Annotated in this window: 17 protein-coding genes; 11 read left to right on the plus strand and 6 right to left on the minus strand. The window is 40.3% G+C overall.

Annotated features, from left to right (window positions below; all coding sequences use genetic code 11):
• Positions 1-25: 25 nt before the first annotated feature.
• From GSQ74_RS12725 to GSQ74_RS12745, 5 genes are all read left to right on the plus strand, one after another.
• Entirely contained in the window at positions 26-490 is a 465-nt protein-coding gene (locus GSQ74_RS12725) for a hypothetical protein (protein ID WP_158993824.1), read from the plus strand.
• 23 nt (positions 491-513) lie between these two features.
• On the plus strand, positions 514-1,497 hold the full coding sequence (gap, locus tag GSQ74_RS12730; RefSeq protein ID WP_216846766.1) for a type I glyceraldehyde-3-phosphate dehydrogenase: 984 nt from the start codon (positions 514-516) through the stop codon (positions 1,495-1,497).
• Between the two features lie 142 nt (positions 1,498-1,639).
• Positions 1,640-2,230 carry a TetR/AcrR family transcriptional regulator gene (locus GSQ74_RS12735; protein ID WP_158993828.1) on the plus strand — a complete coding sequence of 197 codons (591 nt, stop codon included), beginning with the start codon at positions 1,640-1,642 and terminating at the stop codon, positions 2,228-2,230.
• Between the two features lie 97 nt (positions 2,231-2,327).
• A complete protein-coding gene (locus GSQ74_RS12740) occupies positions 2,328-3,293 on the plus strand; it encodes a quinone oxidoreductase (protein ID WP_158993830.1) in 966 nt (321 codons plus the stop codon).
• A 212-nt stretch (positions 3,294-3,505) separates the two neighbouring features.
• Positions 3,506-4,006 (plus strand): hypothetical protein, encoded by a 501-nt coding sequence (locus GSQ74_RS12745; protein ID WP_158993832.1) that lies wholly within the window; start codon positions 3,506-3,508, stop codon positions 4,004-4,006.
• Positions 4,007-4,072: 66 nt separating this feature from the next.
• Here GSQ74_RS12745 and GSQ74_RS12750 read toward each other — a convergent pair whose 3' ends face one another.
• Complete coding sequence (locus GSQ74_RS12750) at positions 4,073-4,954, minus strand: AraC family transcriptional regulator (RefSeq protein ID WP_158993834.1); 882 nt, start codon at positions 4,952-4,954, stop codon at positions 4,073-4,075.
• 304 nt (positions 4,955-5,258) lie between these two features.
• Between GSQ74_RS12750 and GSQ74_RS12755 the strand changes: the two genes are divergently transcribed.
• Both GSQ74_RS12755 and GSQ74_RS12760 read left to right on the plus strand, forming a co-directional pair.
• Complete coding sequence (locus GSQ74_RS12755) at positions 5,259-6,032, plus strand: alpha/beta fold hydrolase (RefSeq protein ID WP_158993836.1); 774 nt, start codon at positions 5,259-5,261, stop codon at positions 6,030-6,032.
• A 449-nt stretch (positions 6,033-6,481) separates the two neighbouring features.
• Complete coding sequence (locus GSQ74_RS12760; RefSeq protein ID WP_158993838.1) at positions 6,482-6,835, plus strand: helix-turn-helix domain-containing protein; 354 nt, start codon at positions 6,482-6,484, stop codon at positions 6,833-6,835.
• Between the two features lie 20 nt (positions 6,836-6,855).
• Here the strand turns inward: GSQ74_RS12760 and GSQ74_RS12765 are convergent, their stop codons facing one another.
• The 3 genes from GSQ74_RS12765 to GSQ74_RS12775 all read right to left on the minus strand — a co-directional run bounded on the left by GSQ74_RS12765 (position 6,856) and on the right by GSQ74_RS12775 (position 9,274).
• Positions 6,856-7,875: a bestrophin family protein gene (locus GSQ74_RS12765; protein WP_158993840.1), complete on the minus strand. Its 1,020-nt coding sequence runs from the start codon at positions 7,873-7,875 to the stop codon at positions 6,856-6,858.
• A gap of 167 nt (positions 7,876-8,042) precedes the next feature.
• On the minus strand, positions 8,043-8,759 hold the full coding sequence (locus GSQ74_RS12770; protein WP_216846730.1) for a hypothetical protein: 717 nt from the start codon (positions 8,757-8,759) through the stop codon (positions 8,043-8,045).
• Between the two features lie 158 nt (positions 8,760-8,917).
• On the minus strand, positions 8,918-9,274 hold the full coding sequence (locus tag GSQ74_RS12775) for a helix-turn-helix domain-containing protein (RefSeq protein WP_216846731.1): 357 nt from the start codon (positions 9,272-9,274) through the stop codon (positions 8,918-8,920).
• A 131-nt stretch (positions 9,275-9,405) separates the two neighbouring features.
• On the opposite strand from GSQ74_RS12775, the gene GSQ74_RS12780 reads away from it, so the two are divergent.
• The 3 genes from GSQ74_RS12780 (at position 9,406) to GSQ74_RS12790 (ending at position 11,862) form a co-directional block, all read left to right on the plus strand.
• Positions 9,406-9,780, plus strand: a complete 375-nt coding sequence (locus GSQ74_RS12780) for a nuclear transport factor 2 family protein (RefSeq protein ID WP_158993844.1) — start codon at positions 9,406-9,408, stop codon at positions 9,778-9,780.
• 332 nt (positions 9,781-10,112) lie between these two features.
• Entirely contained in the window at positions 10,113-10,943 is an 831-nt protein-coding gene (locus tag GSQ74_RS12785; protein WP_158993846.1) for an alpha/beta fold hydrolase, read from the plus strand.
• Positions 10,944-11,211: 268 nt separating this feature from the next.
• A complete protein-coding gene (locus tag GSQ74_RS12790; protein WP_158993848.1) occupies positions 11,212-11,862 on the plus strand; it encodes a TetR/AcrR family transcriptional regulator in 651 nt (216 codons plus the stop codon).
• 22 nt (positions 11,863-11,884) lie between these two features.
• Here the strand turns inward: GSQ74_RS12790 and GSQ74_RS12795 are convergent, their stop codons facing one another.
• Positions 11,885-12,121 carry a helix-turn-helix transcriptional regulator gene (locus tag GSQ74_RS12795; RefSeq protein ID WP_158993850.1) on the minus strand — a complete coding sequence of 79 codons (237 nt, stop codon included), beginning with the start codon at positions 12,119-12,121 and terminating at the stop codon, positions 11,885-11,887.
• A 136-nt stretch (positions 12,122-12,257) separates the two neighbouring features.
• Between GSQ74_RS12795 and GSQ74_RS12800 the strand changes: the two genes are divergently transcribed.
• The gene (locus GSQ74_RS12800; protein WP_158993852.1) at positions 12,258-12,509 is read left to right on the plus strand and encodes a hypothetical protein; all 252 of its coding nucleotides are present in this window, start codon (positions 12,258-12,260) and stop codon (positions 12,507-12,509) included.
• A 28-nt stretch (positions 12,510-12,537) separates the two neighbouring features.
• Here the strand turns inward: GSQ74_RS12800 and GSQ74_RS12805 are convergent, their stop codons facing one another.
• Positions 12,538-12,816, minus strand: coding sequence for a helix-turn-helix domain-containing protein (locus GSQ74_RS12805; RefSeq protein WP_158993854.1), 279 nt, complete (start codon positions 12,814-12,816; stop codon positions 12,538-12,540).
• Between the last annotated feature and the right edge of the window lie 45 nt (positions 12,817-12,861).

A 12,861-nucleotide genomic window follows, 5' to 3' on the forward strand; every position in this document is an offset into this window, starting at 1 on the left:
GACTCTTATAAACAAATAACACACGATGTACTCAAATCTGTTGGCCATCCATTCTTTAATTCGCTGGATGGTAGTTGGAAGCTTATTCTTTTCCATTTTTCGGGCCTATTATGGATGGTTGCTGCAAAGGCCATTTACACGCTATGATAATTTGGTAAGGCACTGGACGGCGACAATCGCGCATATTCAGCTTATTGTCGGCCTATGGCTCTACATCATTAGCCCAATAGTGGCGTATTTTCTGGGACACATCAAAACTGCTATGCAGGAAAGGGCGATCCGGTTTTTTGGCATCGAACATATTACCATGATGTTGATCGGCATCATATTAATAACGCTCGGCTCCGCCAGGGCCAAACGAGAAACGACCGACAAAGAAAAGTTTAAAACAATAGCCATTTGGTATACCATCGGGGCGCTTGTTATTTTAAGTTCAGTGCCCTGGTCTTTTTCACCTGTGGTTAGCCGTCCGAATTTCAGACCCTTCTAATTAATCAATCCATATAAAAATAAATAAATATGAAAATTGCAATCAACGGCTTTGGCCGCATCGGTAGAATGACACTTCGGGCCTTACAAAATCATACCGGAGTAGAAGTTGTCGCTGTTAATGATTTAACCGATGCTGCGACGCTCGCTCATCTGCTGAAATATGATACGGCTCATGGTAAATTCCCCGGTGAAGTTTCATCTGAAAAGGATGCTATCATTGTCAATGGAAAACGAATTGCGCTGCTAAGTGAACACGACCCACAAAAACTGCCATGGAAAGCCCTTGAAATTGACGTTGTAGTCGAATCCACCGGGAGGTTCACTGACAGGGAGACTGCCCATGCACATATTCATGCTGGCGCAAAAAGGGTGCTGATCACTGCCCCGGCATCAGGCGGCGTAAAAACAATCGTTCAAGGTGTGAACAATGAGCTGATCGGTGATGATGTAATCTATTGTACTGCATCATGTACTACAGGGGCTATAGCGCCGGTGCTTACCGTTTTGGAAAAAGAATTCGGCATCGTTTCAGGATACATGGTTACTGTTCATGCCTTTACCGCAGACCAGAACCTACAGGATGCTCCCCACAAAGACCTGCGCAGGGCGAGAGCGGCGGCTTATTCGATCATCCCTACTTCAACCGGCGCTGCCAAAGCGATTGGCGATGTTCTGCCGGAACTTAAAGGTAAACTTGACGGCTACGCCTACCGGGTTCCCGTTATCGATGGTTCAATAGTAGATCTTTCAATTAACTTAAAGCGTGATGTTACCATTGAAGAAGTAAATACTGTACTTAAACATTATGCTGAAAATTCGCTGAAAGGAGTGTTGGAATATACCGAAGAACCGTTAGTATCTTCAGACATTCTTGGTAATACGCATTCTTCAATCGTAGATGGCAGCCTCACCAAAAACATTGGCAATTTTGTTAAGGTCGTTGCCTGGTATGACAATGAGGTAGGTATCTCAAACCGAATTGCTGAATTGGTATCTCTAATATAAAAAGCACATAAGACAGTATTGATGCTGGTTCGACGTCAATTCATGCGCTTAGTTGCCCGTTACAGCACCAATACTTATTACAGGCCCGATTTGTAATAACACGCGTTCGTGTTTATGTTTGCAACATACTAACTGGTAGGTTATGGGAAAGGCGCAGGAAACACGTTTGGATATTTTACAAAAGGCATTCGAGTTGATCTATGCGAATGGATACAAAACGACAAGCATCGATCAAATTATAGCCACAACACAGGTTACTAAAGGTGCCTTTTTTTATAATTTCAAAACCAAAGATGAAATGGGGATTGCCATCATTAAAGAACTTATGATGCCCAGACTTACGCAGAACCTGGTTAAACCCCTGCAAACCGAAGTAAGCCCATTAGAAGCCATATACCGGCAAATGGATAACCTGCTGACTAAGAACGAATTTTTGAAACTTGAGTTCGGTTGCCCAATCGCAAACTTCACCCACGAAATGTCACAGTGGAACGCCGATTTCAATAAAGTACTTAAGGAATTGACCGGCCAATGGACCAAAGCCATGGCGGAGATCATAGAAAATGGAAAAGAGAAAGGATTTGTACGGAAAGATGTGGATGCTAAGCAGGCAACTGTATTTATTCTCTCCGGGTACTGGGGAATACGGAACCTCGGCAAACTTGAACACACAAAATCTGTCTACAAACTTTATCTGAAAGAATTAAAAAGTTATTTAAATACCTTGCAATAAATTCAAAATATACCAATCAGACTACGCTGGACACGAAATCCAATCCGGTAACCGTTTATCCGAATCTGGCTGTTTACACATCTTGTAACTTATTAATATGAAAGCGTTAACATTTTCCACTTTTGGCGATCCAGATGTTCTTCAATACATGGAGATCGCCCCACCTGTATTAAAGGCTGGAGAAATACTGATCGAGATGAAAGCTATCGGTCTTAACTTTTCCGATACCCAACGACGCAAGGGGAATTATCATCTATTGGGTAAACCTCCGTATATCGCCGGTTATGAAGGCGCCGGTATAGTTGCGGATAACAACGGCCACTCCGAGTTTAAACCTGGCGACAGGGTAAGCTTTGGCGATGTGCCCTTTGCCAATGCTGAACTGGTTGCCATTCCGGTAACGCATGCCATTCCTTTACCTGCCGATATAAGCTTTGATACCGCCGCTGCTGTACTCTTACAAGGTATGACTGCACATTACCTGGTAACAGATAGCTACCCGGTTAAGCCCGACGAAGCCGTATTATTGCATGCCGTAGCTGGTGGAGTTGGCCAGTTGCTTACACAAATATGTAAGCTGTTAGGCGCAAACGTTATAGGGCTTACATCATCCGACGTCAAAAGAACAACCGCCCTGGCAGCCGGAGCGGACACTGTTTTTTTATATCAGGAGGATTGGAAAAAACAGGTTTTGGATTATACCGGAGGTAAGGGGGTAGACGTCACCTATGATAGCGTGGCGAAGACCCTGAATGATAGCCTTGAGGTAACCCGCACACTGGGTACGGTAGTATTGTATGGCAAAGCCGGAGGATTACCGGAACCCCCACCATCTTTAGAGTTGCTGATGGATCGCTCACAAACCATTACAGGCGGTGACCTCTGGAGTTACTTGGATTCAAAAGAGGAGCGGATCAAACGATCCGGGGTATTATTTAACTGGATAACGTCGGGACAGCTGATATTGCAGACCCCCAAAGCTTTTAAACTTGCCGATGGAAAATCAGCCCATGCGTATATGGAAAGCAAGCAAAGTACCGGGAAGATCATTTTAATTCCCTGATCAATAAATTTTGGATTTCTAATGATAATAGTGCTAAATTGCGCTGAATGAAATCAATGATGACAACTATCAAGTATTCCAACAAGTTTGCCGCCAGCTTGCTGATTGTCATTATTATTCTATTTGAATCCAATCCGGGATTGAGCTGATACTGTATTATTACAAACCAGATATAAGCCTCCCGGATTTCCGGGGGGCTTTTTTTTTATACTATGAAAAGAGCCAAATCAACCCAAACACCGACAGTCTTCTCCATCTATGCAGAAGATAAAAATGGCCTTGTAGGCCAATTAATGATCTTTTTCAACAGGCCGAATTATCCTGTGATTTCAGTCAATGTAGCGCGGACAGATGTTAGCGATATTGTTCTCATTACGATAGAAGCAATCGTTCCAGATGGCGTTTTGATCCCTTTTACAGAGCGGTTAAAAAAGGTAATTGAAGTGTTTGATGTCAATATTTCCAATGAATCACTGAAAAAGATTGGGTTTTACCGGGTTAAGGTCGCAGGCGTAAAACCGGAATTTTGGTCATTGCTGACCAAATTTGGCGCTAATTTGAGCGGAGTTGGAAATGACTTTGTTACTATCTATAAGATAGGGAATGACAAAGATTTAGAAGACTTGTATGCCGCACTTGAAGGGCCGGGGTTATTGAACTTTTGTAAAAGCGCACTTATCAATGAAAACGTCATGCAACTGACTATAAATTAACGAACGTCTGAAATAATAACAAGTGTTTGAACTGGAAGACACTGTAAATTGTGAACCTCCGACGAATTAGCCAGCAAGCGGGAATTTATCACGAAATGCAGCGGGGGTAGTACCTTCTTGTTTTTTAAAGAATTTTGTAAAGTTTGTCGGTTCTTCAAACCCGAGATCAAATGCAATAGTCTTACTGGACACGTCAGAATAGATAAGCATCCTTTTTGCCTCAAGCATCAAACGTTCATTTATCAAAGCTTTTGTACTTCGACCGGTAGCCCTCGCAGTCAATCTGGAGAGGTACTTTTCAGTTACGGCCAATTTACACGCATAAAACTTAACATTTTGTTCTTCCCGAAAATGCTGTTCCAATAATTCCCTAAATTCGAATATTAGGTTGCCGCCGGATTTCACCGGCCCAATTACAGGTAATTCAGGCCAGGTCACGCGCTGGGCGAGAAAAATAAAGTTTGCAAGGTAATTTCTTAGAATATCTGATTGAAATTGCTCATCCCGCAGCAAGAACTCTTTCTCCATTTCCTGCCAAAGTTCCCGGAGCTGCTCAGACATTCGACCGACACCCTGTTGCCCGCTGGCTTTAAAATAACTGAAAAGTAGCGAATTCTGCAAAAAGGTAACGTCACCCTCGCTTTTGCAATAAAATCCTTCGGTAAACAAAAGGATGCGGAATTTATAAGTGTCGCTATGATTAAAATATTGCACAGCGTCTTTTCTTACAAATAGCAAGGAATCTTCAACAAGATGAATTGGTTTGAAATCCACAAGATGAGTTATAGCTCCTTCGATTAGCCATAAAATACAGTAAAAAGAGGCACGGTGAGGAACCTGCAGATACTTCATTTTAAGAGCATCATGGCTATCGATACTTAGAATCTCAAATCCTATTTTTTGAGGCCCTTCAAAAGCGATATTGGGTATCCTATTTATCTTGCTCAATCGAATTAGTTATAAAAACATACCGCTAAATTACACGATTTGGCCAACACATTCTTATTGACGGCCAAAAGACTTCCCATTTAAGGTAATAACACCGGGAAAACATTGGCATTTCGCTTGGGTTTGAAGAGCCACACATTTTGTAAAGTCTTTCTGGAAGCATATAGATTATACACCAATCGTTTTTCACGACCTGTACCTTTCCCTATCAAGGCAAAAAGTATCATCAAAAAGCGTTAATTTACCTTTCCCTGCCACCCAACTGTGGCGACATTTGACTTATTAAATCATTAAAGAAAATCAAATGTACTACACAGTAAACAACGTAAAACTTTACGTAAAGGACGAAGGTAAGGGAAGTCCCGCCTTGTTATTTTTGAACTTCTGGGGAGGATCAACAGAAACCTGGAATGGAGTAACAGCCAAACTAAAAGACAATTTCCGCTGCATCAACTATGATCATCGCGGCTGGGGACAGTCTGAAAAACCGGAAACGGGTTATGACATCGCTTCATTGGCTAAGGATGCACTCGCATTAATAGCATCTTTGAATCTTGACGATTATGTTATTGTAGGCCATTCAATGGGAGGCAAGGTGGCTCAATATATTGCAGCACGGAAACCTGCTGGTTTACGCAAACTAATTTTAGTTTCACCATCCCCATCAGTTCCAACCATAATGCCTCCGGAGAGGTATGAAGGCATGAAACTCGCCTACACCACCGTAGAGGGCATTAATGCAACCATTGACAATGTCTTTAAAGCATCCGATATCAAACCTGAAATCAGGGCCCAATTAGTGCATGATATGCAAAGCCACAATGAAAGCTCAAGAATAGGCTGGCCTACAATTGCTCTGATTGAGGATGTGTCTGCCGGAGTAGACGGGATTGAAGTCCCTACGCTGATCATTGCCGGAAAAAATGACATTGTCGATCCACCGGAAAGAATGGCGGCAGAAGTTCAAGCAATAATCGCCGGTTCTAAATTAGTAGTTGTCGAAGATGCGGGGCACCTGAGCATGCTACAACAACCTGATTGCGTTGCTGAACTCATAGGTCACTTTTCTAAAAACTAAACATCGGCAATAATGTGGAGGCGCTTTAGGTGGGCACCGATGATAGCAAATTGTGACAGAAGCTTCATGAATTTTAAATCAACATCGAAAATCTGGGAGGCTACCAGCAGGCCAGCTTTTCGATGTTCTCATTAGTCACAACGCAAGAACCAACCTCCTGAGTGGTCTTGTCAGGAAAATATCGTAAAGGACATGGGAATTGCCAGGTTTTGATATATCCGTTAATCATGCCTGGGCAGATCTATTTCTAACGGTGCAGTACCCAAAATGTTGGCCTTGCTTCGCCTTAAAGCCTTCCCTTGTACCTTCACTGCCAGCAACTTTGGCCGGGATTCGGAATAGGAAGACTCAACAATCTCGCTTTCTCTGATGCCTTAGTAAAATTATTATCTTTATAAAGAAGATACAAGTAGTCAATTTTTAATTTATAGGTATAATATTTTAGACCAATGCCAGATACGCGGAAAAACAAAGATTATAACCCCTACAATTGCCCGGTAACCCATTGTATGAATAAGATTGGCGGCAAGTGGAAGATACTGATTATCTACGCCGTAAGTAAGAATGTTAATCGTTTCGGTAAACTTCAAAAGGTTTTGCCCTTAATGAGCAAGCAGATGTTAGTTAATCAATTAAGGGAACTGGAGGTCGACAATATTTTGGACCGGCATATCTTCGCAGAAATGCCGCCCAGGGTGGAGTATCAGCTTACGGAACGCGGGAAATCGCTGATGCCTGTTATTAAAATAATGCAGGAATGGGGTGTTAAGGATTTAGAAATGGAGTCAACGTTAACCATTTGATTTCGCCGCCGGGCTTAGGCTTACATCAATATCCCGTCTTTCGAACCTATCGGTTTCAAAGTTTCCGTTACTCCAACCATTTGTAAAATATCAATCTCGATACCACGTGTAATGTTGGTAATTGGCACATCATATATCAAACCCTCAAATGGGTTTTCGCTGTAATCGCTATTGATTTCCATTATAAAAAAGACCCAGGATATTAAAGCTGAAAATGGTATCGTGAACCATATAAAAATTACGCCTTGTTTGCTCATTTCTCCCAATAAGCCGAGGGGCAGCAACCAGCAAAAGATTTTTACTGTTGCACTTACCATAAATGAAAACTGTAATGGATATGGAAAATTTTTAATCCGTTCATTGTTTCCCTGGTGGACAAAGAATTGTCTAATCTGATTTTGCAATTCGGTCAGACGAAGATCGTCAATAAAAGCCTCGTCCATTAGTTCTTTAATCTTTTTAGATTGATTGTTTAACAACTGGGCGGCAGGATTTGCTGAATGAATTACCTGATTCGTTTCTTCATCACTTATATACCTTTCTAATTCTTTCTCCAATTTATGATCAGCCTGATAGTCGTTTTGATATCGCTTTCTATATTCATTATTCAGTGTTTTCCGATGTTCCCATGGCTGAACTTTGTGTCTTAAATAAAATTTGTGCGCATAAAGCCAGGCAATATGGCGTTTAATAAGGTCCAATTTTATCTGCTGGATTTTATTAGCAGATACACCGGAACCAGATTTAACGGCTATATAGGTATTGAGCATCGCCGCAAAGGCCCTGCTATCGTTTTCAATACCGCCATAGTTTTTCCTTGCTTCCCAAAGCCGATCATAAGATGCATTGTTTTTAAAACCTAAATAAAATGATAGCGCCGTCCCAATAAGTGAAATTGGCAAAAACGGAATGGTAAGAAATTTGAGATCAAATACTTCATATCCCAATACAACCAAAGTGCTCCAGGCCAGGAACCAAAGGATTAATCGCTTGGTGAATATGACTAAACCGCCTATGGGATTTTTTACATCTACTAACATGAATTTTAAATTTCAAGAGCCAAAATATGACTATTTCGCCTTGTTTACTACCATTTCGGTTTCTAAATGCAATACCAATTAGAAACCGAAGGGATTAGGGTTTATAACAAAAAAGCAGGAAAGCTATTGGCCCCCCTGCTTTTCCTTTCCTCATTAGGATCAAATGTTTATTTCTTCCTAACCATTGGGATCTGCAAATTGTCAGGGTGATTTTCTTCTTTTTCAAAGCTGCGTCCATCGACATGTTTCGCGCCCCAAAACATCAGGTCGTGATCGATATACACCAAATCGTACTCGCCGTAAATTTGTCCGTCAGTGAGGCCAAATGGTGGAAAGACTTTCGCTAAAATATTTTGGGTCTCACCTACGACCCATTTATTAAATCCCGTACTTGCGGCATGGTTCATGGCATCAGCAAAACCTTGTATTAAAGGAGTAATTTCATAAGCCTCGTCGGCTATATAATGTATTTTTTGAGCACCCGGTGCAATTGGGTGCTCACCCTGCCATTCAGTATGTCCTTTTAACACAATTTTTACTAACGGCACTTTACCATACGGATCGGCAGTATTAATCATTTCAAGCGTAAATTTTCCGTCTGCCGAATAAGTAAAAGTCCTGGTCAGATAAAACGGCTTCGTGTTACCATTAGCATCTTTTGCAATACTTGGACGAACTTCTGGCGCAATGCTCACCCACTCACCAACACTTACTTTTTTTACTTGTTCGACTGTCATAATTCTTGAGTTTTGAGTTTTAGTTTTTTCTTGCTGCGCCGAGGCGTTGTGTATAATTCCAATGGACAATAACACCATGATTGACGCTAACTTTTTTCTTTTGAGCATGCTATCTTTTTTTAAAATAAAGATGAGGTCTTTACCCAAATGATACAAGTAGTCAATATTTTATTAGTAGGTACATAATTTCAGACTATTGATAAATTAGTTTAAATAACAACCTTTAATTATTGAAAAAAGATTCTGAATATAATCAGGATATTAAAATCTTGAGTCTTCTTAAAATGACAAAAGGCGGTATTAGATTATGCATTACGACTATTTTTAATGTCATTCATATTCTCAGCCGCCCAGGAAGTTAACGACTGCACATGAGGCAACAAAGATCTTCCCCTTTCCGAAAGGTTATATTCCACCTTAGGGGGAACTACTGGAAATATCCTCCTTTCCACCAGACCGTCATCTTCAAGTTTCCTTAGCGTTACCGCTAACATTTTATGTGATACATCTCCCAGAATCTTTTGAATTTCTGAGAAGCGCAATTTATCACATTCGCCAAGAACGGAAATAGTAAGCAAGGACCATTTGTCCCCGATCCTGCCCAATACTGTTCTTACAGGGCATTTATCGCAGTCCGAATATTTTTTAAATTTTTCTTCCATATAAAACATTGATTATCAACTAAGGTAACTTATAAGTTATTGACTAACAAAACGGTGCCTTCTTGCTGGGGTGCTGTTTCGCATCTACCTTTACTTACCAAAGGTAACTTAGAAACTTAATTTAACATAAAATGGACAACAAACAATTAGTATTAACGGCGATAACAGATGTATTTGTTAACCGTGACATTTCAGCTTTTGACAAATATTTCGGCCCGGATTATGTTCAGCATAATCCAATCTTCCCAAACGGGACAGATGGTGTAAAGCAATCTATTCCTTCTTTGCCCCCGGATTTCAGTTACGAACCAGGGGTGATTACCGAAAGCGGTGATATTGTGATGATCCACGGGAGGTATAAGAACTTTCTCGGTAAGACAATGATCGCTGTTGATATTTTCAGGGTTAAAAATGGTCGTCTGATTGAGCACTGGGACGTGCTGCAAGAGGAAGTGCCTGCCGAGAAATCCGCAAATGGCAATTCAATGTTCCCAATTACTCAATAATTTCGACATTAAAAGCCCGCCGCGTGTCGCGGCGGGCTTTTAATGTTTTTATGCAATACGGAAGAAATTAGGATAGGTATTAAGGAAAACTGTCCAATAGATGTCTTTTGGGTAAAAGCCTTATTGAATTAAAAAAAAGTTAAAATCAATAGTAAACCTAATGGCGGCAAATAGTATCACCTTTTGGCCGAAAGTTACCTTTACTCAAAAGGCCTAAATTTCCAACTTTGTTCCGTAATAATTCATATAATGTTCAGCAGGCAAACGTTGCAAGCCTAATATACAGTTACAGGCCCATGATTGATTAATTCACCTCTTAAAGTATTTATTGTATGAGCAAAGAAAGCAAAATAATGTTGGAGTCTGATAATATAGAAGTAGATGGTTTATCAATCCGCTTCATAAGTCATAAAAGGAATGACGGAATTCCAATTCTTTTCACGGCACCCTGGCCGGAAAGTATTTATTCGTTTTATCGTATACTTCCGCGCTTGGCAGATACTTATTCCTACGTCGCGGTAGACTTGCCCGGATACGGTCAATCGCAAAGCCGGGAAGAAGTGATGTCGCCCGAAGCAATGGGCGATTTTATTATAACTTTATTAAAAAAACTTGGTATCAACCGGACACATGTCGTTGCTCCTGATGTTGGCACTCCGGCGGTTTTGTTTGCCGCTGCAAAAAATCCCGAGTTGTTCGAAAGTTTAGTTCTTGGCAGTGCAGCAACAAGGGTGGATTTGGCTGGTGGTATATTAAAAGATGCGATAAACTCACCAAAGGGTGCATTCGCCGACGTTGGTGCAGAGGCAATAAAGGACTACCTGATCCATGCTGCGCAACTGACGCCGGGAGATATCATTGAAGACTTTCGGAAAGGATCTTCAGGCCGTCGGTTTGAGGAAGCCGTACAATATGTAAGGGCGTATAAAACTGACTTGCCAAAACTGGAGGTTCTGCTGGCGAAAATTGAAAGCCCGGTCCTGATTCTGGCTGGTAAAAATGATCCGATTGTTCCGCCTTCAAACGGGCAATTTTTATCAGAAAAACTTATCCGCAGTCGCTATGTATTGCTTGACGCATACCATAGAGTCTGGGAGGAAGCTTTTAGTTCATACACAGATGAGCTTGTTTCCTGGCTTGCAGGTGGATATCGCTCGATCTGAGTTCGTTTTTTAACACATGGTAAAGGCAAGATAGCCGTTTAAAGATTCCCCACAGCTTTGCTGCAGGGGAATCTTTACGTTTTACCTAATAATCTTAGGATCGTGCCGCCGACCAAGCGACGATCTTTTAATACATCAGCCTGCATTATAATGATACCGTTAACGTTGCTATGTCCGTAATAGATTAATCAATTGTCAAAATAATATTATAACCCCATTTCAAATAATGTTCCGTATGAAGAAAACACCCTGAACCTAACCATTTATTATGAAAACCAAAGAACCACTTCATACTATTAAAAATAAAGACCTCACCAAAAAGAAATTGGTATGGGCTGTTGGTGAAATTATCAAAATTGAGGGTTTTGCTTCGCTGAAAAGCGCCAGCAAAGTTGCAAGATTCGCCGGAGTAGACAGGAAGCTGATCGGCCGCTATTTTGGCGGACTCAACCAGCTGATAGAAGCTTATGTCGTTGAAAATGATTACTGGCTCTTATTTACAGACAAAATAAATGACCTGCTAAAATCGAATAATTACCCAGGAAGTAAAGAGTTAATTACCTCTATACTTCAAAATCAATACACTTTTTTTTTATCTGATAAAGATATGCAAAGATTGATTCTTTGGGAGTTAACAACAGATAGTCCGCTAATGAAAAGCATCCATAATGCAAGGGAAAGCATGGGACAAAAGTTACTCGAAACAACGGATGAACACTTTAAAGGCTCGAAAGTAAATTTTCGGGCCATTGGTGCACTACTGGTTGGAGGTATTTATTATACAGTTTTGCATACCATATATAATGGCGGTAAATTTAGCGATTTGGATGTCACTTCTAACGAGGGCCAGGAACAAATATTAAATGCTATAGAACAAATTGTCGGATGGGCTTATAACGAAGCTGAAAAACCTGAATAATTCTAATGAGCGTAGTAATTAACTAAGATTGTTTTGGCAAGGTAATTTCGATACAGACCGCAAATAAAAGTTCGGCAGGATCGGCCTCTATGGCTAAAGCGATAAGAAATAACTCATCAACACGCAACTGCGATTTTGGGTTGATCGATAATTGGCTTAATCTATAAGCACTCAATCCCGTCTTCCTGGCAACATCCGCCTTATTAATTGATTTTTTAGCTAAATAAAGTCCTAATTTTGTTAGTGTTTCCTTGTGCAAATCTGTATTTTTCTTAAAAATAAACTTGCACAACTGTCGCTTATAATATAAGTTTAAATGATTGTTTATTCTCTATTTTAATAGAGAAAGTCTCTATACTTGTAATAAATTAACAGTTTTTATTAAGAAAAGTAAAATGGAAGCGAAATTACCAGATGACGAATCACCGGATTTTAGCACACTGTCCGGCATTATGGAATATTTTAACAAAGTACCTTTTGAAACTTTTAAAAAGGTATTGACGGAGTGGTTTCTAAAGGAGTTACCCGATAAGCGCCCCGACTTAATAAATCCTAATGGCAACGCTAATCTGCCGCCGTCCATTGCTAATTTAATTGATGGAGTTTTTAAGCTGGCCGAGGAAAAAGATCTATCTAAGTTAAATTAATTTGTTTTCATATAGCAGGTATAGCGGTTTACTTGCCTTTTATTTTTTCATAAAGATCCTTAACCTCTTCGTCTTTAAGATTACTAAAGTCATACAATTCATCTATACTTTTAAGACCCAAGACTTTTGCCAAATCTTGGACAATGTCAGCTCTTGGATTTGCTCCTTCATTTTCATAACGATTAATAAATTGCTTATCCTTATTCAATTCTGCCGCTAAACTTGCTTGGTCAATTTTCTTAATAATTCGTAATTCTTTGATACGTAATCCGAATTTTATTCTGAACAGCAAGGTTTCATCTTTCATTCAGCGAAACTCTACGAGATTTAAATTTTTTGGTCAACAAATTTG

It is taken from the genome of Mucilaginibacter sp. L196 (assembly GCF_009765905.1).
Classification (GTDB): Bacteria; Bacteroidota; Bacteroidia; order Sphingobacteriales; family Sphingobacteriaceae; genus Mucilaginibacter.

Excerpts from the sequence above, each read along its gene's own strand:
- GSQ74_RS12725 (WP_158993824.1), top strand. The coding sequence starts at position 26 with ATGTACTCAAATCTGTTGGCCATCCATTCTTTAATTCGCTGGATGGTA.
- GSQ74_RS12735 (WP_158993828.1), top strand. The coding sequence starts at position 1,640 with ATGGGAAAGGCGCAGGAAACACGTTTGGATATTTTACAAAAGGCATTC.
- GSQ74_RS12740 (WP_158993830.1), top strand. The coding sequence starts at position 2,328 with ATGAAAGCGTTAACATTTTCCACTTTTGGCGATCCAGATGTTCTTCAA.
- GSQ74_RS12745 (WP_158993832.1), top strand. The coding sequence starts at position 3,506 with ATGAAAAGAGCCAAATCAACCCAAACACCGACAGTCTTCTCCATCTAT.
- GSQ74_RS12755 (WP_158993836.1), top strand. The coding sequence starts at position 5,259 with ATGTACTACACAGTAAACAACGTAAAACTTTACGTAAAGGACGAAGGT.
- GSQ74_RS12760 (WP_158993838.1), top strand. The coding sequence starts at position 6,482 with ATGCCAGATACGCGGAAAAACAAAGATTATAACCCCTACAATTGCCCG.
- GSQ74_RS12765 (WP_158993840.1), bottom strand. The coding sequence starts at position 7,875 with ATGTTAGTAGATGTAAAAAATCCCATAGGCGGTTTAGTCATATTCACC.
- GSQ74_RS12775 (WP_216846731.1), bottom strand. The coding sequence starts at position 9,274 with ATGGAAGAAAAATTTAAAAAATATTCGGACTGCGATAAATGCCCTGTA.
- GSQ74_RS12780 (WP_158993844.1), top strand. The coding sequence starts at position 9,406 with ATGGACAACAAACAATTAGTATTAACGGCGATAACAGATGTATTTGTT.
- GSQ74_RS12785 (WP_158993846.1), top strand. The coding sequence starts at position 10,113 with ATGAGCAAAGAAAGCAAAATAATGTTGGAGTCTGATAATATAGAAGTA.
- GSQ74_RS12790 (WP_158993848.1), top strand. The coding sequence starts at position 11,212 with ATGAAAACCAAAGAACCACTTCATACTATTAAAAATAAAGACCTCACC.
- GSQ74_RS12800 (WP_158993852.1), top strand. The coding sequence starts at position 12,258 with ATGGAAGCGAAATTACCAGATGACGAATCACCGGATTTTAGCACACTG.
- GSQ74_RS12805 (WP_158993854.1), bottom strand. The coding sequence starts at position 12,816 with ATGAAAGATGAAACCTTGCTGTTCAGAATAAAATTCGGATTACGTATC.